This is a genomic window from Mucilaginibacter panaciglaebae (genome assembly GCF_039539265.1).
GTDB classification, from domain to species: Bacteria; Bacteroidota; Bacteroidia; order Sphingobacteriales; family Sphingobacteriaceae; genus Mucilaginibacter; species Mucilaginibacter panaciglaebae.
Map to the genome: position 1 here is coordinate 193,149 of NZ_BAABCV010000009.1, position 20,491 is coordinate 213,639.

Here is a 20,491-nt window from a genome sequence, read left to right on the forward strand (position 1 = left end):
TCATGAAAACAGTTATCAGATCAGCATTCGCAATTGCCGCGCTATCCTTATCTACAATAAACCTGCAAGCGCAGGATATACTTAATTATGTCGATCCAAACATTGGCACAGCCCATAGTCGCTGGTTTTTTTATACGCCTGCGGCAGTACCCTACGGCATGGCCAAATTGGCACCATCAACCAATGGGCACTATGGTAACCCGAGTGGTTGGGAAGCAGTGGGCTATGACACCCGCCACAATTCGATAGAAGGTTTTGTTCATTTTCACGAATGGCAGGTAGGCGGGGTAAGCATAATGCCTGCCACCGGCGAGCTGAAAGTAAATCCGGGCGAACTGGAAAAGCCCGGTAGTGGCTATCGTTCGCATTTTGATCGCAAAAATCAAGTGGCGCAACCCGGCTATTACAAAGTGTTACTGGATGATTATAACATCACTGCCGAATTGACGGCAACAAAGCACGTGGGCTTTCATCGCTATACTTTTCCAAAAAACGACCGCTCACGCATCATCTTCGACATCGGTAATACCCAGGGCGAAAGTGGCGCCGTACGCGATGCCGGTGTTAAAATGACTGATGCTACGCATTTTGAGGGTTACGTAGTTACCTACCCTAAGTACGTCAAAAAATATGATCCGGACGGCGAGGTACGCATGTATTTTTACGGCGAGGTGAGCAAAGTGCCGCTGTCAGTCGGCTCATTTAATGCTGAAGGTATACAAGAGAACTCGAAAGAAGGCAAAGGCAAAGGCGCCGGTATTTTCCTCAATTATAAGACGCAGGCCAATGAGGCTATTGAGTTGAAAGTTGGATTGTCATACACCTCTATCGTCAATGCTAAAAATAATCTGATTGCCGAAGCAAGCAGATTAACATTCGATAAAGCTAAACAGCAAGCTCAGGCTACCTGGCGCGCTGAGCTGGGTAAGATGGTGGTGCAAACCACCAACCGCGATGATAAGGTTAAATTTTATACAGGCTTGTTCCATGCGCTATTGGGCCGGGGCATTGCCAGCGATGTTAACGGCTCGTTTCCGAGACACGACGGTACCGCCGGTAGGCTGCCTAAGGACAAGCAAGGTCGGTTTAGCTACAACTTTTATAATACCGACGCTATCTGGGGCGCTTACTGGAACCTGACCCAATTATGGGCGCTGTCATATCCAAGCCATTATAATGATTACGTACATACCGAGCTCGAAATTTATAAAGAACGGGGTTGGTTTGGCGACGGCATAGCCAACAGTAACTTTGTGTCAGGAGTGGGTACTAATATGGTGGGGCTGGCTATTGCCGGTGCCTACCAGGTGGGTATTCGCGATTATGATGTGAATTTGGCTTATAAGGCAATACGGGCCAATGAGCTGTCGGGCAAAGATCGTAAAGAAGGTTCGGGCAAGATGGATGTAGAGGCTTTTTTAAAGTATGGTTACTCGCCTTATGTAGATAAAGACAGCCCGGATTCAGTCGGCGCGCATTTTTCTGCATCGCATACGCTGGAGTATAGTTTCAGTGCTTTTGCTGCCGCACAAATGGCTAAAAAGTTGGGTAAAACCGATGACTATAATCTGCTCATTAAAAACTCAAACGGCTGGCGATACCTGTATGATAAAGATCAAAAACTGATACACCCCAAACGTGCCGACGGCACGTTTATTGGCAAATTTGACCCAACCGAGGCCTGGCGCGGTTTTCAAGAAGGCAATGCTATCCAGTACACTTTCTTTGTTCCCCAAAACCCGAAGGGCTTGATCGATGCCATGGGCAAGGATGAATTCAATACGCGCCTGAATGATATCTTCGCAACTTCAGAAAAAGACGGCTTTAGTGGAGGCAAAACCATCAATGCTTTCGCCGGTATCAAATCGCTTTATAACCACGGTAACCAGCCCTGCCTACATGAGAGCTGGTTATTCAACTTCTCGGGCAAACCCTGGTACACTCAAAAATGGACCCGCGCTATTTGCAATGAGTTTTATGGCGTGGAGCCTATTCACGGCTATGGTTACGGTCAGGACGAAGATCAGGGGCAACTGGGCTCCTGGTACGTAATGGCATCACTGGGATTGTTCGACGTAAAAGGTTTTTCTGATCTGCGTCCAATTGTTGAGCTAAGCAGCCCGGTATTTGCTAATGCCAATATTGCTTTAGGTAACGGTAAGAAATTGATTATCCAAGCCCTCAACAATTCCAAAAGCAATGTGTATATCCAATCAGTAACGTTTAACGGCAAGCCGCTTAATAACTGCTGGTTATATCGCGATGAGTTGATGAAAGGCGGTAAGCTAGTATTTAAAATGGGCAGCAAGCCTAACGAGGCCTGGGGTGTAAAAGTTCCGCCGCCGTCGGTGCAGTAATGACAAAGAGTAATGGATGACACCGTTTTATTAACTTCTATAGCTTATTCAACGGAAAATATCCTAAATGCACTTTATCGTCAGCTAAGCCCTCAGCTGGGGTAATTCGAATACGATATTTAGCTTTTTGGGCCGGTGTGAGCATTTCTGTAATGTTATAAATATCATCCACATCAAACCCATATTTATCATCGATATGAGCGTTGGCTTCTCTATTACCGGCGATGGTATTGGTTTCAAAAAAGGCCGTATCCCTGGCGTCCTGAAGGGCTTGCGCGCGACTGGCCTTTACGCTCAGGATGACGTGATGCTGTTCTGCAAATTTGCCGGCCACATATCCGCCTAAGTTAATAAAGAACAGCTTGTTTGCTTGCTCTGTGGTGGTTCCATCCCTGGGGATAATTTCGATTTTATAACCGTCTACATAGTTTACTTCGCGATAAGCATCAATATGCAGATTACCCGTCGCACCGCGCCAGAATGCTTTAATATCGGGCACCAGCTGTTTGAGCGAGGAGGCTATCCCAAAGAAAAAATCATGCTGCTCTACATGGCGGCCCGGGGCTTTTGAGCCGAGTAATAGCATATACAGTTTTGCCGATTGTTGATCCATCTTGATATGTGAGGTGAAACTTACAAAAATTAAGCCTCAAAATGTACAAACGCTTGCTGTGTAACATCTTCAAAACATTGACTTAAAAATGGTTTTTTATAGGGAATATTGTTTGAAATAACCAAGCAGAACTCCCCAAAATGAAGAAACTTTACTCTCTTACTTTAGCTGCAATAGGCTTGTTGACAAGCGTCAGCTTTGCGCAAACCGGCGGCATCACCTCGGGCGCTATTTATTCAATGCAATCGAAAGCCGGTCATAAAATGCTGGATGTAACTAATTCGTCAGTCGATAACGGCGCGACGGTAGATGCGTGGACCGATACCAAATCGGATGCTCAGCGATGGATAGTTAAGCTGGTCAAAAAAAATACGTATACGCTGACAAATGTAGGCAGCGGAAAAATGCTGCATGTACCTTCGGCCCCTGCTGATTCTGTAGGAATAGATCAAAGCGATGATACCCATGGCGACGATGTAAAATGGGTGATTACCAAAGGCGGCGGGGCTTACGTTCTGCAGTCGGCGGCTAACCCTAAGTTTGCCTTAACCCTGAGTAGCGGTACTGCCGATGGCGCTAAGGTTAAACTGGCAGCGTCTGCAAAAACCGATGCGCAGAAATGGGTTTTCCGCAAGGAAACCCCGCAGGAAACTGCGCCGACATTAGCTACCGCAACTAAGGCATTTGACGATTGGTATAACGGTTACCAGATTGAAAACCACACCGGTTTTTGGGATCAGGCCGAGATGATGGAAACCGTTCTCGATGCATACGAAGTAACCAAAGACCCGAAATACAAAGACAAATTTGCTACGTTGTACGCCAACTTCATCAAGAACCACAAAGAAGATTGGATGTATAACAAATACAACGACGACATTACCTGGGCGGTGTTGTTTTGCGTGCGTGGTTATTTGCTTACCGGTAACAAAGCTTACCTGGAAAAAGGCAAAGACCAATACGATAAAATGTATAAAAGGGCCTTTAATAATAAATATGGCGGCGGTTTGCTTTGGTTCCAGGGCAAGACTTCGAAAAACGCTTGTATTGAAGGCCCGGCTGCGGTGGCTGCGTGTTACCTGGCCGAAGCTACCGGCGACAGTACTTATTACGATAAAGCCGTTGCCTTGTATAACTGGTCTAAAATTTACCTGTTAAACATGACTACCGGCAAAGTTAAAGACAACGTAGATGTAAACAGACGGACCGGCTTGCTTAGAACCAGTAACGTAAGCTTTACTTATAATGAAGGTACTTTTTTAGGCGCGGCCACCATGCTTTATAAACACACCAAAGAAGCAACTTATTTAGAAGAAGCAAAAAAAATTGCCCAGTTTAGCCGCGACAGCATTTATCGGGGCAAAGTAATGAACAATGAAGATAGCGGTGGTGACTTGCCCGGTTTTAAAGGGATCTTTGCCCGCTATGCACGCAAGTACACTCAGGAAACCGGCAATACCGACCTGGTTGATTGGCTGGACCTGAATGCTAAGGTGGCTTATAATAATCGTAACAGCCGTGGCATTATTCAAACCAAATGGGCAACCCGCAATATCGAAGAGCAACCAAAGCTGAAAAAAGGCTTCGGCCCGTCAACGGCTGTTTCGCTGCTGTTTAATACATTGAAGAAGTAAAAGTATATTTCGGCGAGGAACGGCGAGAAATCTATACAGGCGTTCATAAGCATTGTAGAGATTTCTGCCGTTGGTCAATGACAAAACAGAATTTCATAGCTCAATACAGGCCGTTCCGGAATCATCCGGGCGGCTTTTTTTTATTGAGTGTCGACGCCTAATCGCTGATAGGTCTTCATTAACTCACTCAATAGCCTTAACTGATTCTGTGCCCGTTTTAGATTTTGGCCGGGATAGGTAGTATGGTAATAAATGTCGTTATTTAAATAATCCGTCAGAAAACGCATGGCTTGCATATAGATCATGAACTTGCCGGAATAGTAGAACAGCGCTTTTTCGGCAGGAGTTAGCACATCGCGCATTTCTGACATGTAGCCATCATGAATTGCTTTCAAATAATCTTCGCGGATACAGACTTTATCCAGTTCCTGTTCCTCCTCATTTGCCGGCGACAGATAGGTGCGCATCATATCGCCTGCGTCACTAATGTAATAACCGGGCATTACGGTATCCAGATCAATCACGCATAAACCTTTGTCGTCAGCATCAAATAACACATTATTGATCTTGGTGTCGTGATGAATAACTCGGAGTGGAATAGTCGCGTTTTTGGTTATATCGACATAAGTTTGGGTAATATCCTGATAATTTTTAATGGCTTCTATTTCTGTGGATGCAATGTTTAACCTTTCCTGATCGGCATGCTTTAAAGCCGATTGAAATTGCTGCGCCCGCAGACTCAGATTATGAAAATCGGGCAGGGTGTATTTCAACTGCGAGGCATCAAAATCATTCAGCAGTCTCGAAAATTTACCAAACTGCCTTGCAGCCTCAAAAGCCTGTGACGGCTCGGTAGCAACGTCAACTGAATGCGAGTTTTTTACGAAAGGCAACAAGCGGTAGTACCTCCCGTCATCAATTACTAGATAGGTATTATCTGAAGTTGACAGCGGTGTCGGGAAAAGATAGCCGGGAGTTGTTGCATGCAGATATTTTTGTAAGGCTAATAAATTATCAGCAATAGCCTGGGGCGATTTGAATACGGCGATATTGATGCACTGTAGGATGTATTGCTCATCATTACACCTGATCTTCCAGGTATGATTGATTAGTCCTGAACCAAACGGTGCAATGGTACAGTCGTCTGTATTTAAATTATAAGCCGCGAGTATTTTTGGGAACATAATGTAGCACAAACCCAAACTTAGCAAAAAGCACTGTTAGTTCTAAGGCCCGGATTGTAATTCGGGCCTAACGTAAAGATTAATTAGCCTGCTTACTTTTCTCAATCACCTCGATGTAGTATTTCTCATACACCGGCAATATTTTAGATAAATCAAATTGTTTGGCGCGGGCAAGGGCGTTTTCTTTAAAAGTTGCCAGACGTGTCTCATCACTCAAAATGTAAACGGCACTTTCTGCCATACCTTGTATGTCGCCAACGTCTTTCAGATAGCCGGTTACGCCATCCAGATTCAGTTCGGGTAACCCGCCTGCATTCGAACTTATTACGGGTACCTTGCAAGCCATAGCTTCTAAAGCTGCTAAACCAAAGCTTTCAGACTGCGACGGCATAAGGAACAAATCTGATACAGACAGGATCTCCTCTATCGCGTCCTGTTTACCCAGGAAACGTACGTCATCGCCTACACCCAGATCGCGACATAGCTGCTCGCAGTCGCTGCGCTCGCCGCCATCGCCTACCATTAATAGTTTTGATGGGATCTTTTCGCGGATTTGTGCAAAAATCCTCACCACATCATCGGTTCGTTTTACCTTACGGAAGTTCGAGGTATGTATCAGTATTTTTTCGCCCTCGGGTGCTATGGCTCTTTTGAAGTGGTCCTTAGCTTTCAGGCTAAAGCGTTTCAGGTCGATGAAGTTAGGGATCACCCTGATGTCATTCTCAATATCAAAAAATTCGTAAGTATCTTTCTTCAGATTTTCTGAAACCGCGGTAACACCGTCAGACTTATTAATAGAGAAAGTAACCACCGGTTTGTAGGTGCGGTCTTTACCTACCAGCGTAATATCAGTACCATGCAGCGTAGTTACTACCGGGATATAAATACCATAGGTTAATAAGATCTGCTTTGCCATAAATGCGGCCGAAGCATGCGGAATAGCGTAGTGTACATGCAGCACATCCAGCTTTTCAAAGCGTACTACATCAACCAGCCTGCTGGCCAGGGCCAGCTCGTATGGCGGATAATCAAACAACGGATAGTTAGACACCGAAACTTCGTGATAGAAAAGATTTTCAGAAAAAAAATCCAGGCGGGCCGGCTGATTATAGGTGATAAAATGCACCTGGTGCCCGTTATCGGCAAGGGCCTTGCCCAGCTCGGTGGCTACAACACCGCTACCGCCAAAGGTTGGATAACAGACAATTCCGATTTTCATTAATACAGATCTGGTTGTTGTGATAAATAATTATGCAAGTTTAACAGCAATTCGGCGGATAAGTGTTTGCATTTTGTAATATTAATATTGGGTAGCGGCCTTTTGTTTTGCTAAAGCCCCTTTGCAAGGGCCTTATACACAACATCCTGTATACGCGGACGAATATTCAGGCTGCTCAGCTTACTGCTTACCTTAGGATAGCAGCGGTTTGACAGGAAAACATATACCAGGTTATATTTCGGGTCGACCCATACGCAGGTGCCGGTATAGCCGGTATGTCCAAAGCTTTCCGGTGATGCCAGCTCTGACGGGTAGTGGCGCTCAGGTATCGGGTCCCAGCGATCAAAACCCAGGCCCCGGCGGCTTACGGCAGATTGTTTGCCAGTGAACAGGTCAACCGTCTCCGGTCTGAAAAATATATCACCGCCATAACTGCCCTTGTTCAACAGCATTTGGTAAAGTATAGCTATATCGTTAGCGCTGGCAAACACACCTGCATGCCCGGCAACACCACCCATCAGGGCAGCAGTTGGGTCGTTTACATACCCAACTAATTCTGAATGCCTGAATTCTTCTTCATCCTCCGACGGAATGATCCTGTCTGGCGAGAAACGGTACAATGGCAGAAAACCAGCGGTTTGCATGCTTAAGCGGTCATAAAATTGCTGCTGCACATAGGCATTCAGCGGTGTTTTGGTAACGCCCTCAATTACCTGCTGCATAAAGATCATACTTAAATCGCTGTATACATATTGGCCCCGTGTCCTCAATGGCGAGTTAAGCATGGCCGGCAACATGATATCGGCATAATAATTCTTACGCAAAAAATAGTTATTGTTAACTTTAATGGGATATGCGGCAGAAGAGTCAATGCTATGATCGGCAGTCTTTATTCTTTCGAAGGTCGGGATGTCGGGGATCAGCCCCGCCTGATGGGTCAATATTTCACGTATCAGCAGGCTGGCTTTGTCAGTGTTTTTGGTGACGGGCCAGTAGTAAGAGATCGTCGAATCGAGATTCAACTTACCCTCATCATACAACTGCATGGCAGCCATAGTAGTGGCCGATGTCTTGGTCATTGAGGCTATATCGAAAATATCGGTAATCTTATCAGGGGCATCTGCCGAGTAGGTATGGTACCCATAAGCTTTATTGAAGATCACTTTACCATCTTTAGCTACCAGCACAACGCAGCCGGGTGTAGCGTGTGCATTCATAGCTTCGCGGGCTATTTTGTCAATGTCCTGAAGGCTGCTGCTGCTGATGCCTGCGGCCTCGGGAACGGTATATTCCAAACGGGTTTTTTCGGTGATATAACCCATGCCCGTTCGGTAATGAGGGCTGATGGTGGATGATAATTTCTGGCTGATTGCTACTCCGCCAAATATAGCCTGGGCAGCAAATTGCGCCGCTACTTCGGTAGCTTTTCCCGAACAGATGATGGGCGCACTTACATCGTTTAGTTTATTCAGACCTTTTTCTTTACCAAAATAGGCTACGATGACATTTTTTTTCTTCTGATTATCGGTAATAAGTCTTATTAATGCCGGGTTGCTTAGATCAGCCTCGTTAGCCTGAATGATGAGTGTGTTATATGTGTCGAAGTTGAAGGCACTACGAATGGCCCGGGTTGTCAAATCAACCGGGGTAACGGCAGTATATTTATTCAGCAAGCTATCAAAAGCACGGGCATAAGGATTTAAAAAATGTACGCTGACGATCTTTAAATTGCCGATGTTTCGGAGGGGGATCAGGTAATTATCATTATTTAAAAGTACCGTAGATTTCTCGACCTGTTTTTCCTCCTTTAAATAAGCCTGACCGGAGCTTTGCGCACATGCTGAATTGAATAAGGTAAATGCAAATAGAATAGTTAGTAAGCAGTTCATCTTATTTTCTTTCATATACTTCCTCTCCGTTGATGTAGGTTTTTAATACTTTGATGTTTGGTAGTTCCGCATCACCGGCTTTCATCAGGTCTTTATCTGTAATTACAAAATCGGCATACTTGCCTACCTCAATGCTGCCTTTTTCTTTCTCCTCAAAATTAGCTTTTGCCGCCCAAATGGTCATGCCTCTTAGGGCTTCCTGGCGTGTCAGTGCATTTTCCATCTGAAAACCTTTGGCCGGATAGCCCTTCAGATCCTTACGTACCACCGCAGCATAAAACGTATAAAGCGGGTTGATATTCTCCACCGGGAAATCGGTACCTAAAGGTATCCAGCCATTTTGTGCCAATAGCTGTTTATTGGCATAAGCGGTTTTTAAACGCTGTGGCCCCAGGCGCCGGCCGGCCCAATACATGTCAGATGTAGCGTGTGTAGGTTGTACCGATGGGATGATGCTGTATTTGCCAAATAAGGCAATATCCTCCGGGGCTAGTACTTGCGAGTGTTCTATTCGCCAACGGCGATCATTTTTGCCTTTGAGTACATTGGCATATATCTTTAATATCACCCGGTTGGCCGAGTCGCCGATGGCATGGGTACACATCTGGAAGCCTTTGTCGGCGATCATTTTGGCGACGTCCTCAAAATGCTTCTGGCTGCTGCGTAAAAATCCATTCCAGTTAGGCTGGTCGGTATAGGGTTTTAATAAGCAGGCCCCGCGCGAACCCAGCGCACCATCCGCATAAACCTTGAAACCGCGCACGTTCAGCCGTGGCGTCTTAAATACGCCGCGTTTAAACAGATAATCATAGTTTTCCTGCTTGTCAGACAAGAGCACATACATGCGCATTTTTAACGAGCCGCGGTGCTGCAACTCTGAAATGGTATTTACCATGGTATAGGGTAAGCCGCAATCGTCCACAGTAGTAAGCCCCACGGCAATGCAGTTACGTTGTGCGCTAAGCAGTGCGCTTTGTATCAGCGTGTCGCCTGGGTCGGGCACTTTGCGGGTAACAACGCCTATTGCGTTATCTAACAAAATACCGGTAAGCTTTCCATTAATGGTTTCAATTTCTCCGCCGGTTATAGTTTGTCCGGGTTTGATGCCGGCAATATTTAATGCGGCCTGGTTTACAATGGCGCCATGACCATCAACGCGGTTTAAAATAACCGGTCGCACCGGAAACAGCGCATCTAACTTTGTCTTATCCGGAAACTTATGCCCTTCCCACAGGTTTTGGTCCCAGCCATTTCCAATTATCCAGCCTTCAGGGTTTCGGGCGGCATATTCTTTCACGGTATCAAGTACCTGTTGCCAGCTTTTTAAGCCTTTCAGGTTCACCTCTTGTAAACCCAGTCCGTATTCTAAAAAATGTGCATGTGCATCAATAAAGCCGGGATAAATGGTTTTGCCTTTCGCATCGACAACCTCGCGGGGCAGGTATTTTTCTGTGAGGGTGCTTGAGTCGCCTACGGCAATAATCTTACCGTTATCAACCACAAACGCATTGGTAACGGTAAAAGCGCTGTCCGCTGTATAAACAACGGCATTTTTTACTAACAGATCAGCATTGTATTCCTTTTGCTTACAGGCTGTCAAAGCAAGCAAAAGCAGCGGCCATAATTTATTCATATAGTAGATATGAGCTGTAAATATAAAGGTATATACAACTACTACCTCATAAAGTTAGGCGATATCTTAAATTTAGGGCTTAACCCGGCAACTGCGGGGCTTATATGCAGCAAGGTGGAAAAAAATATAAAAACTGATTGCGCCCCGAGCCTGGTAAGAAGCTTAACTGTGCTACTAAATAGCTAATTTAGCAGCGCAAAGAAATTGAAGGGAAATTACATAAATGTCAGATATCATTCAGCTTTTACCGGATTCAGTAGCTAACCAGATTGCCGCAGGCGAGGTGGTGCAGCGGCCGTCATCTGCTGTTAAGGAGCTGATTGAAAATGCTATTGACGCCGGAGCAGATAAAATACAATTGATTGTTAAAGATGCCGGCAAAGCGTTAATACAGGTAATAGATAACGGCTGCGGCATGAGCGGTACTGATGCCCGGATGTGCTTTGAACGCCATGCTACATCTAAAATACGAAAGGCCGAGGATCTGTTTGCTATCCGCACTATGGGTTTCAGGGGTGAGGCAATGGCATCCATTGCTGCTGTGGCGCAGGTTGAGCTGAAAACCCGGCGCCATGAAGATGAACTGGGCAGTCAAATATTTATTGAAGCTTCGGAAGTTATCAAGCAAGAGCCTTGCTCTACCACCGCCGGGACGTCAATATGTATTAAAAACTTATTTTATAACATACCCGCACGCCGTAACTTTTTAAAAAGTAATCCGGTCGAGATGCGCCATATTATCGATGAGTTTCAGCGTGTGGCATTGGCGCATCCCGAAGTGTTTTTTACCCTGCATCATGACGGGCAGGAAGTTTATCACCTGCCGGCGAGCGCATTAAAACAGCGCATTATCCACCTGTTTGGCAGCAACTATAACCAACGCCTGGTGCCGGTTGAAGAAGATACCACCATTATTAACCTGCGTGGTTTTGTGGGTAAGCCGGAGTTTGCCAAACGTACGCGGGGCGAGCAGTTTTTCTTTGTCAACAACCGCTTTATCAAAGACCCGTACCTGAACCACGCGGTGCTAACGGCATTTGAGGAGTTGCTGCCGGATGATACTTATCCGCTGTATGTTTTATTTATTGATATTGATCCGTCGAAAATTGACATCAATGTACATCCCACAAAAACAGAAATTAAATACCAGGACGAGAAGGCTATTTACGCCATTATCCGCTCGGCTGTAAAACGTTCGTTAGGTAGATATAACATTACACCAAGCCTGGATTTTGATCAGGAAAATAGTATTGAGCATCTCATCACTCCAAAACCTTTTGAAGAAATTGTAGCACCGGTGATAGCCTTTAATCCTGATTTTAATCCATTTGCCAAAACCGATCGCGAAATTCCATTTGAAAGAGGAGGCGGAAACAGCAATAGCGGCGGTAGTTATACTGATCGTAGCAGCCGTAGCAATCCTATCCCGAAAAATTGGGAAACACTGTACGAGATCAGCAAGCGCGATGCATCTGCTGTGCAGGCTGAGCTGCATGCCGGTGAAAGCGTAACGGTTAATGAGCAGGAGATCGCTAAATCGAGCGATAAGCAGTTTTTTCAGATCCATAACCGCTTTATCATGTCGCAGATCAAGTCGGGTTTTATGCTGATCAACCAGCAGGCGGCGCATGAGCGTATTTTATATGAGCGATTTTTAAACCAGCTGCAAAACCAGTCGGGCGTTAGCCAGCAAAGCCTGTTTCCGCAGTCGCTCACACTAAACGGTGCCGATTTTGAGTTATTGAAAGAGCTGATGCCTGATATCCGTGCGCTGGGTTTTGATATCCGCGAGTTTGGAAAAAATACCGTGGTGGTTGAAGGTATACCGGCCGATTTAAACAATGTGGGCGAGCACGAGTTATTAGAGCATTTGCTGGAAGGATTTAAAAATAATCAAACCTTATTAAAGCTGGACAGACGGGATAACCTGGCCCGGTCATTAGCGCGTAACGCAGCAGTAAAAGCGGGTACCAAGTTATCACCTGAGGAAATGAATCAGTTAACCGATCAGTTGTTTGCCTGCCAGATGCCTAACGTGGCGCTTAACGGCAAGCCTGTGATCAGTACATTTACATTAAATGAATTATTAGAGCGGTTTGAAAAATAGCATCCGCAGAAAAAAGACATAGACAACCCATGCAATCACCCTTTTCCAACCTGCCTCCGGTTTTAAAAAACCTGCTTATCATTAATATTTTGTGTTTCATTCCCTCGCTGTATTACAGTCACGGTTTTTCGGGCGTTGCCGATCCGGTTGGCGAACATTTTGGTGTATATTATTTTAACTCGCCCATGTTCAGGCCCTGGCAGTTAATTACCTATATGTTTTTGCATGGCGGCTGGGAACATATCATCTTTAACATGTTTGCCCTGTATTCGTTCGGGGCCATATTGGAGTATACCATGACCTCACAAAGGTTCCTGGCCTTTTATTTTATTTGCGGTATCGGTGCGGTGGTTTTCCAAATGATTGTGCAGGCTTATGAGGTACATGCCATAACAGGGCAGCTAAATCTAGCCTTCCCCGATCTGGAATCGTCGTACCTGCAATACGGGCCTAATGCGCAAAAGCTCTATGATATTTTTCATACACCGATGGTAGGGGCCTCGGGTGCTATCTTTGGTGTATTGATTGCTTTTGGGATGATCTATCCTAACGCAGAACTGATGATTCTGTTTATACCGGTGCCTGTTAAAGCAAAATATATCATTCCGGTGTATATATTGATAGAGATATCGTTAGGGGTTACACAATTTGGTGGCGATAATGTGGCACATTTTGCGCACATTGGCGGGGCAATACTGGGCTTTATACTGGTAAAAATGTGGCGACTGCAAGGTCCGCGTAATTTTATTTAATAAAAGTATTTATCGGATATGAGCTTCTGGCAAAATATATATTATAAGGTGTTTAAATCGGGCAGTAAATTATACCTGCTCATAGGCATTAATGTTATCGTATTTCTGGCCGTTAGTATCGCATCAATTATTGAAAACTTATTATTAACTACAGACCGGGTATCTGCCTTAACTTATAATTACCTTACGCTTCCGGCATATTTACCGCGGCTGCTGGCTCATTTCTGGACGCCGCTTACTTATATGTTTATGCATGCTGATATATGGCATGTGTTGTTTAACATGCTTTGGCTGTACTGGATGGGGCAGATCTTTGAGGAGTTTTTGGGCAACCGGCGTATTCTTGGCTTATACCTTTTGGGGGGATTTGCCGGCGCAGTATTTTTTGTAGCCAGCTATAACCTGTTCCCGATGTTTACGCAAAGCGGGGCGTATATAGTTGCATCGGTGGTGGGGGCATCGGCCGGCGTAATGGCTATTATTGCTGGCGCAGCCACCATTGCCCCAAACTATGAGATCATGCTTTTCGGTGTTGTGCCCATCCGGATAAAGTGGATAGCCGTATTTTATGTAGCCTTGGGTTTTTGGGGCATCAAAGGTTCAAATGCCGGTGGCGAGATAGCTCACCTGGGTGGCGCACTAATGGGCTTTATTTATGTAAAGCAGTTGCAAAAAGGTAACGACTGGATAAGCGTTATAGCCGGTTTGTTTAAATTTAAGAGCCGATCAAAGCTGAAAGTTGCCTCAACTAATCGTAATATTGTTGACGACGATATACCCAGACAGGAAGAGATTGACCGTATATTGGACAAGATTTCGACAACGGGCTATGATAACCTGAGCAAGCAGGAAAAAGAAACATTATTTCGCGCCAGCAAAAATGAAGGCAAAGAAAAAAGGTAAGCTACCGCTAATTGATAAGATCTTTTTATGGATAAACTGCGGTTTATGCCTTGCGTTGCTTGTTTCTTATTTAGCCCCGGTTACTGACCCGCGTAAGTTTTGGCTCATAGCATTTTTCGGGTTGGCTTATCCGCCAATTTTGCTAACTAATTTATTAATGATCTTTTATTGGGCGCTGCGTAAAAGGTGGTTTGCCCTTATATCGCTTATAGGCATTGTCTGTGGATGGGGTGTATTAAAAAACAACGTAGGCCTGCATCCGGGAAATAGTAATCAGCCCAAATCATCAAATACCAATGTCATCAGGATGATGACCTATAACGTACACGACTTTAAAAAGTATGGGGGCGTTAAAGACATATCGACAAAGCACGAGATTTTAAATATCATTGCCGATAAACAACCTGACGTTATTGGCATCGAGGAGTTTTACAGCCGCAAGCGGGGCAAGTTTGCTATGGTTGATTCTATAAGAAAAATTATGGGGTCTGACAATTGTTACGTTGAAAGTTTTGGGGGTAATGAAACTGTTACTATAGGAATAGGTATCTTTTCAAGATATCCGATAATTGCCAAAGGCATGATTCAATTAGCACCACTTTTTAGCGGTAACCAGTGTTTGTATGCCGATGTTAAAAAAGGCAACAAAATATTCCGGCTATATAGCGTGCATTTGCAATCTATCAATTTTGATCCTGAGGATTATCGTTACATCGATACAGTGGCTAAAAGTGGTAAGCCCGATTTAGGTTCGACCAAGCGCCTGGGTAGTAAGCTGAAACGGGCCTTCCTGAAACGTGCCGAGCAGGTGGTCAAGATCAAAGAACATGCCAGGCAATGTCCCTATCCATACATCATCGCCGGCGACTTTAACGATACGCCTTCGTCATTCGCTGTAAATCAAATGGCAAAGGGTTTAAAAAATACTTTTTACGAAAAAGGGTTTGGGTTGGGCCGTACTTATAACGGCGATTTTCCGAACTATCAGATCGATTATATCATGGTTACCCCACAATTTGATGTAGCCAGTTATACGGTAATTGAAAAAAAGCTGTCAGACCATTTCCCGGTTTATGCCGATTTGGTTTTGAAGTAGTTTATAGCTGAGTGGTTAGTTAAGTAATTGGTTAGTCATAGCAATTTAAAACCGTTAATTCAATCAACGCAATCAACCACTCACATTTACCACATTCAACCTAAATATCGTAAGTTTGCCACTATGCAGCAAAATTTATTTGTTTACAATACTTTATCCCGCAAAAAAGAGAAGTTTGAGCCGCTTAATGCGCCGCATGTTGGCATGTATGTTTGTGGCCCCACTGTTTACAGCGATGTTCATTTAGGCAACTGCCGCACCTATATATCATTTGATTTGATATTTCGTTACCTCACTCAAGTTGGCTATAAAGTACGTTATGTACGCAATATTACTGATGCAGGTCATCTTGAAGGAGATACCGATCAGGGCGAAGATAAGATATCAAAAAAAGCTAAACTGGCCCAGTTAGAGCCCATGGAGATTGTGCAAAAATTTACTGTCGGATTTCGAGAAGTACTGCAAATATTTAACTGCTTGCCGCCAAGTATTGAGCCTACCGCTACCGGCCATATTATCGAGCAAATTGAGCTCATCAAAGTTATGCTTGAACGCGGTTATGCTTATGAGGTTGACGGCTCTGTTTATTTTGATGTTGAAAAATATAACAGCACGCATGACTATGGTGTATTGAATGGCCGTAACCTGGAAGATCTGCTAAATAATACCCGCGCATTGGGCGGTCAGGACGATAAAAAGGGTAAACTTGATTTTGCCCTTTGGATAAAAGCCAAGCCAGAGCACCTAATGAAATGGCCCTCGCCCTGGAGCATAGGCTTCCCGGGATGGCACCTGGAGTGCTCGGCGATGAGCCATAAGTATCTGGGCGATCAATTTGACATTCATGGAGGTGGTATTGACCTGGTGCCTACGCATCACACCAACGAGATTGCACAAAATATTGCCTGCTGCGATAAGAACCCGGCGCGCTATTGGATACATACCAATATGCTTACGGTTAATGGGCAAAAAATGTCAAAATCATTAGGTAATAGCTTTTTGCCGCATGAGTTGTTTACAGGCGAGCATTCCATATTGGAGCGCGGCTACAGCCCGATGACCGTACGTTTCTTTATTTTGCAGGCACATTATCGCAGTACGCTCGATTTTGGTAATGAGGCCATGGATGCATCAGACAAAGGCTTTAAACGCCTGATGAATGCGATTACATTGCTTGATACTTTAAAGGCATCGGGCAGCTCGGACATTGATATTACACCGTTAAGGCAACACTGTTATGACGCCATGAACGATGACTTTAACAGCCCTGTTTTAATTGCCGAACTGTTTGAAGCAGTGCGCATTATTAATTCTGTACACGACGGCAAAATGAAGATTGATGCAGCTAATCTTGAAATTTTAAAAAACACCATTCAAATTTTTGTGTTTGATGTGTTGGGTTTAGAAAACGAACAGGCTGCCAATGATGACCTGCCTAAAGTGATGGATCTGGTGATAAACTTACGTAACGAAGCCAAGATAAACCGCGACTATGCCACCTCTGATAAAATACGCGATGGCTTGCAGAAAATAGGTTTTCAGCTAAAGGATAGCAAAGAAGGCACTAACTGGAGTAAAATTTAATTCAGTTATTAACGTTTAACAAAAAGCAAATACTTGAATCCTGGAACAGGATAAAAACATCAAAATCAATATTCCCCTCTAACTCACACAAAATGAAAAAAATTGCACTGGCTACCCTCTCATTTATTTGTTACACCGCTGTTGCCGTAGCTCAGGCGCCTGCACAGGTGAGTAAAGTAGTTCAAGCCGAGGAAGCCTTTAACAAATTGGTGGCCCGCAAAGGCATCAAAAACGGTTTTTTAGCAGTTGCTGATCCTGAAGGTATTGTATTTAAACCCAAAGTTGTTAAGATCACTGATTTTTACGAAGGTGTTGAAAAACAGCCCGGTACTTTACAATGGACACCCAAAATAGCGCGTATATCATATGACGGCGACCTGGCTTTCACTGCAGGTCCCTACGTTTACCAAAACGGTAAAAGTGAGGACGATAAAGTATTTGGCGACTATGTTTCAGTATGGCATGCTGACGGCGATGGTAAACTGAAATTGCTGATAGACCTGGGCATTCAGCATCCTGAAATGGAAAAGGAAGCCACAACTGATTTTAAGGACCCGGACCCTTCGAAAAAGCCGGTAAAGAATAAAGACCCGTTCAATGGAAAAAACATTATCCTGGCTACTGATAAAATGTTAAATCAGGCATTGACGATATCATCATTGGGCGCTTACAAAGAATTTTTAAGTGCCGAAGGCCGTTATTATTTCCCGGGTTTTGAGCCAATGATGGGTACAGACCAGGTATTAAAGTTTTTAAATAATGAAGCGATAAATATTTCTGCCGAAACTATTAGCGGCGGCCGCTCAACCAGTAATGACCTGGCTTATACCTATGGGCGCGCCCGCATTAAAAAAGGCGAAATTGTAAGCAACTACAACTACGTGCGTATCTGGGAGCTTGATGCTACCAAGCATACCTGGAATATCCTGCTGGAGGTTTTCTCGGCGATCGAGAACTAAGGATTGGTTAAACAATCGATAAATAACTAACGGTGATAAAAGAAAAGCGGCCTATTAAAGTAAGCCGCTTTTCTTTTATAAAATAGTATACCAATCTTTAATCTCTAATAACCAATCTTCAACTAAAACAATCGCTCAATTATATCATCTGTCGACAATCCCTCTGCCTCGGCATGATAGCTGCGAACGATACGATGGCTCAGGATAGGTTTAGCTACGGCTTTTACGTCCTCAATATCCGGCGAGTATTTGCCGTTAATAACCGCATGGCATTTAGCACCCAGGATCAGGAATTGCGATGCCCGGGGGCCTGCGCCCCAGTTTAACAGACGTTTTACATCAGGTGCCGCTAATTCGCCGTCAGGCCGGGTTTTGGAAACCAGCTTAACGGCGTATTCCAATACATTGTCTGCTACCGGGATGTTTCTTACCAGCTGCTGGAAATACATTATCTGCTCGGCGTTCAATACCTTTTCTACCGTTTGATTTAGCGTGCTGGTGGTGTTTTTTACAATCTCCAGCTCTTCTTTAAACGACGGGTAATTTAGTGATACCTTGAACATAAAACGGTCCAACTGCGCTTCGGGTAATGGGTACGTGCCTTCTTGTTCTATAGGGTTTTGGGTAGCCAGTACAAAGAACGGCTGAGCCAGCTTATGTGTAATACCCGCAGCGGTAACCGCTTTTTCCTGCATAGCTTCTAATAAAGCTGCCTGCGTTTTTGGCGGCGTACGGTTAATCTCGTCGGCCAGGATGATGTTTGAAAATACCGGCCCTGCTATAAATTTAAAATTTCTATCCTCGCCCAATATTTCTGAGCCGATGATGTCGGACGGCATCAGATCGGGCGTAAATTGTATGCGGTTAAAGTCCAGGTCAAGCACCTGCGATATGGTTTGTACCAATAAGGTCTTGGCCAATCCGGGTACACCAACCAGTAAACAATGCCCATTGCTGAAAATAGAGATCAGCACAAATTTTACCACCTCATCCTGCCCGACAATTACGTTACTTATTTCAGCGCGTATTTTCTGATAAGCCTGCTTTAGCGCGTCTGCTGCTTCTACGTCGGATTGGTGTTGCATAGTTTAAGGTTTATTGTGCCTGGCTGCTAACCGCTGGTTGAGGTTGTTCTGGCGATGCCCAGTTCTTCAGCACGGGGCAGCCACTCTGAAACTGCGGATCAACCCTGATATAGGTATCTTTTCTTTTTTTTGCGAACCAGTCGGCTATAGTGCGGTTTACTTTGTCGGCAGTGGCATAGTCTTTAATCTTGGCAAAGTCTTGCTCCAAATTAGCTTTATGCGCATCAACTACCGACTTAAGATAAAATATACGATAGCTTTTTTTGCCCTGGCGATCAGTAAATAATACCGGTTTTGATATGCCACCAACCTTCATGGTGTCAATAACCGCTTCAACCTGCGGATCAAGTTTGTCGGTGGGGATAAAGCTGGTGCGGTTTTCAACACCTTCTGAGGTCATCAGCAAACCGCCATTGTATTTGGTTTCTTTGTTATCCGAATAAAATGATGCCGCGCTTGCAAAAAAGTCAACCTTTCGGTTTTTATCCAATAGGTTATAAATAGTATCGGCGCGACCTTTTGCGCGGTCCAGACTTTCGGGGGTAATTGGTGGCGCAATCAATATGTGCCGTGTGTGTACCTGCTCGCCGCGGCGTTCTAATACCTGCAGAAAGAAAAAGCCATAATCGGGCGATTCGAATACCGGTGATAATTCGCCGGCTTTTAATCTGAACGCCCAGCCGGTAAATTCTTTCACGTACATATTACGGTCAATAAAACCATCATCACCACCCTGTGAGGCCGTGCCAGGGTCTTGCGAATACGCAGTTGCCAAAGCGCCAAAGTCGTCACCTTTTTTAACACGGTCTAACAAGTCTTGTGCCTTGTCGCGATAAACATCTTTTTCTTGTTTAGTTAGTTTCGGCTCAAATACAATCTCGGCAACCTCAACCTCCTTGTTAAAGGTTGGCAGGCTGTCTTTGGGTAATTTTCTGAAATAATCTCTTACGTCCTGCGGGGTAGTGTTCAGCTTCTCTGTAATGTGCTGACGCATGCGTTGGGCAATCAACATTTCCCTTACATCGGGCCTGATCTCTTCTTTGTACTGTAATAAGGAACGACCCAGCAATTGCTCCAGGCGATCCTGCCCGCCAGCGCGTTGTAAAGAGTAACGCACACGCCGGTCAATCTCTGCATCTATCTCGTCATCTTTAACCTCTATACTGTCAATAGCCGCCTGTTGTACTAATATTTTGGTTGATATCTGATCTTGCACCAGTACACATTTATCAACGTGCTGGCCTTGATACAGCGCCTGGGCATTCATGCCTTCTATATCAGACTGCAGTACAATGCTATTGCCTATAACCGCAACAATTTTATCTAATTGTATTTTGCGTTGCGCAGTGGCAACGGTAGTAAACAAAACAATACCTAAAACTACTAACCCAAACTTTCTCATTTATACTTTTTAAATACCAACAGGCAGTGCCTGTAAAACGCCCGAATTTCGGGAAAATTTATCAATATATAACT

At 44.6% G+C, this 20,491-nt stretch carries 15 protein-coding genes; 8 read left to right on the top strand and 7 right to left on the bottom strand.

Annotation, left to right across the window (positions count from 1 at the left end; translation table 11 throughout):
• Positions 1–2: 2 nt before the first annotated feature.
• Entirely contained in the window at positions 3–2,357 is a 2,355-nt protein-coding gene (locus ABD772_RS13670; RefSeq protein WP_345105431.1) for a GH92 family glycosyl hydrolase, read from the top strand.
• A 37-nt stretch (positions 2,358–2,394) separates the two neighbouring features.
• On the opposite strand, the gene ABD772_RS13675 is transcribed toward ABD772_RS13670, so the two are convergent.
• Positions 2,395–2,970, bottom strand: coding sequence for a DUF1543 domain-containing protein (locus tag ABD772_RS13675; RefSeq protein WP_345105434.1), 576 nt, complete (start codon positions 2,968–2,970; stop codon positions 2,395–2,397).
• A gap of 140 nt (positions 2,971–3,110) precedes the next feature.
• On the opposite strand from ABD772_RS13675, the gene ABD772_RS13680 reads away from it, so the two are divergent.
• Positions 3,111–4,604 carry a glycoside hydrolase family 76 protein gene (locus ABD772_RS13680; protein WP_345105436.1) on the top strand — a complete coding sequence of 498 codons (1,494 nt, stop codon included), beginning with the start codon at positions 3,111–3,113 and terminating at the stop codon, positions 4,602–4,604.
• A gap of 140 nt (positions 4,605–4,744) precedes the next feature.
• Here ABD772_RS13680 and ABD772_RS13685 read toward each other — a convergent pair whose 3' ends face one another.
• From ABD772_RS13685 to ABD772_RS13700, 4 genes are all read right to left on the bottom strand, one after another.
• A complete protein-coding gene (locus ABD772_RS13685) occupies positions 4,745–5,788 on the bottom strand; it encodes a phosphotransferase enzyme family protein (RefSeq protein WP_345105439.1) in 1,044 nt (347 codons plus the stop codon).
• A 79-nt stretch (positions 5,789–5,867) separates the two neighbouring features.
• Positions 5,868–7,007 (bottom strand): N-acetyl-alpha-D-glucosaminyl L-malate synthase BshA, encoded by a 1,140-nt coding sequence (bshA, locus tag ABD772_RS13690; RefSeq protein ID WP_345105444.1) that lies wholly within the window; start codon positions 7,005–7,007, stop codon positions 5,868–5,870.
• A gap of 110 nt (positions 7,008–7,117) precedes the next feature.
• Complete coding sequence (locus tag ABD772_RS13695) at positions 7,118–8,911, bottom strand: serine hydrolase domain-containing protein (RefSeq protein WP_345105447.1); 1,794 nt, start codon at positions 8,909–8,911, stop codon at positions 7,118–7,120.
• A complete protein-coding gene (locus ABD772_RS13700; protein WP_345105450.1) occupies positions 8,898–10,529 on the bottom strand; it encodes an amidohydrolase in 1,632 nt (543 codons plus the stop codon). The genes ABD772_RS13695 and ABD772_RS13700 overlap by 14 nt, the downstream gene beginning before the upstream one ends.
• A gap of 223 nt (positions 10,530–10,752) precedes the next feature.
• Here ABD772_RS13700 and mutL point away from each other — a divergent pair, with 223 nt between their 5' ends.
• From mutL to ABD772_RS13730, 6 genes are all read left to right on the top strand, one after another.
• Positions 10,753–12,636 (top strand): DNA mismatch repair endonuclease MutL, encoded by a 1,884-nt coding sequence (gene mutL, locus ABD772_RS13705; RefSeq protein ID WP_345105453.1) that lies wholly within the window; start codon positions 10,753–10,755, stop codon positions 12,634–12,636.
• A 29-nt stretch (positions 12,637–12,665) separates the two neighbouring features.
• The gene (locus ABD772_RS13710; protein WP_345105457.1) at positions 12,666–13,388 is read left to right on the top strand and encodes a rhomboid family intramembrane serine protease; all 723 of its coding nucleotides are present in this window, start codon (positions 12,666–12,668) and stop codon (positions 13,386–13,388) included.
• Between the two features lie 18 nt (positions 13,389–13,406).
• Entirely contained in the window at positions 13,407–14,291 is an 885-nt protein-coding gene (locus ABD772_RS13715) for a rhomboid family intramembrane serine protease (RefSeq protein WP_345105460.1), read from the top strand.
• Entirely contained in the window at positions 14,269–15,387 is a 1,119-nt protein-coding gene (locus tag ABD772_RS13720; protein ID WP_345105462.1) for an endonuclease/exonuclease/phosphatase family protein, read from the top strand. The genes ABD772_RS13715 and ABD772_RS13720 overlap by 23 nt, the downstream gene beginning before the upstream one ends.
• A gap of 123 nt (positions 15,388–15,510) precedes the next feature.
• The gene (gene cysS, locus ABD772_RS13725; RefSeq protein WP_345105464.1) at positions 15,511–16,971 is read left to right on the top strand and encodes a cysteine--tRNA ligase; all 1,461 of its coding nucleotides are present in this window, start codon (positions 15,511–15,513) and stop codon (positions 16,969–16,971) included.
• Positions 16,972–17,063: 92 nt separating this feature from the next.
• Positions 17,064–17,930, top strand: coding sequence for a Cif family virulence factor (locus ABD772_RS13730; protein ID WP_345105467.1), 867 nt, complete (start codon positions 17,064–17,066; stop codon positions 17,928–17,930).
• 122 nt (positions 17,931–18,052) lie between these two features.
• Here the strand turns inward: ABD772_RS13730 and ABD772_RS13735 are convergent, their stop codons facing one another.
• Positions 18,053–19,015, bottom strand: coding sequence for an AAA family ATPase (locus ABD772_RS13735; RefSeq protein WP_345105470.1), 963 nt, complete (start codon positions 19,013–19,015; stop codon positions 18,053–18,055).
• A 10-nt stretch (positions 19,016–19,025) separates the two neighbouring features.
• Positions 19,026–20,417, bottom strand: coding sequence for a peptidylprolyl isomerase (locus tag ABD772_RS13740; protein WP_345105473.1), 1,392 nt, complete (start codon positions 20,415–20,417; stop codon positions 19,026–19,028).
• Positions 20,418–20,491 lie beyond the last annotated feature (74 nt).

Excerpts from the sequence above, each read along its gene's own strand:
- ABD772_RS13700 (WP_345105450.1), bottom strand. The coding sequence starts at position 10,529 with ATGAATAAATTATGGCCGCTGCTTTTGCTTGCTTTGACAGCCTGTAAG.
- ABD772_RS13680 (WP_345105436.1), top strand. The coding sequence starts at position 3,111 with ATGAAGAAACTTTACTCTCTTACTTTAGCTGCAATAGGCTTGTTGACA.
- ABD772_RS13715 (WP_345105460.1), top strand. The coding sequence starts at position 13,407 with ATGAGCTTCTGGCAAAATATATATTATAAGGTGTTTAAATCGGGCAGT.
- ABD772_RS13685 (WP_345105439.1), bottom strand. The coding sequence starts at position 5,788 with ATGTTCCCAAAAATACTCGCGGCTTATAATTTAAATACAGACGACTGT.
- ABD772_RS13740 (WP_345105473.1), bottom strand. The coding sequence starts at position 20,417 with ATGAGAAAGTTTGGGTTAGTAGTTTTAGGTATTGTTTTGTTTACTACC.
- ABD772_RS13730 (WP_345105467.1), top strand. The coding sequence starts at position 17,064 with ATGAAAAAAATTGCACTGGCTACCCTCTCATTTATTTGTTACACCGCT.
- ABD772_RS13695 (WP_345105447.1), bottom strand. The coding sequence starts at position 8,911 with ATGAAAGAAAATAAGATGAACTGCTTACTAACTATTCTATTTGCATTT.
- ABD772_RS13710 (WP_345105457.1), top strand. The coding sequence starts at position 12,666 with ATGCAATCACCCTTTTCCAACCTGCCTCCGGTTTTAAAAAACCTGCTT.
- bshA (WP_345105444.1), bottom strand. The coding sequence starts at position 7,007 with ATGAAAATCGGAATTGTCTGTTATCCAACCTTTGGCGGTAGCGGTGTT.
- ABD772_RS13735 (WP_345105470.1), bottom strand. The coding sequence starts at position 19,015 with ATGCAACACCAATCCGACGTAGAAGCAGCAGACGCGCTAAAGCAGGCT.
- ABD772_RS13675 (WP_345105434.1), bottom strand. The coding sequence starts at position 2,970 with ATGGATCAACAATCGGCAAAACTGTATATGCTATTACTCGGCTCAAAA.
- mutL (WP_345105453.1), top strand. The coding sequence starts at position 10,753 with ATGTCAGATATCATTCAGCTTTTACCGGATTCAGTAGCTAACCAGATT.
- ABD772_RS13670 (WP_345105431.1), top strand. The coding sequence starts at position 3 with ATGAAAACAGTTATCAGATCAGCATTCGCAATTGCCGCGCTATCCTTA.
- ABD772_RS13720 (WP_345105462.1), top strand. The coding sequence starts at position 14,269 with ATGAAGGCAAAGAAAAAAGGTAAGCTACCGCTAATTGATAAGATCTTT.
- cysS (WP_345105464.1), top strand. The coding sequence starts at position 15,511 with ATGCAGCAAAATTTATTTGTTTACAATACTTTATCCCGCAAAAAAGAG.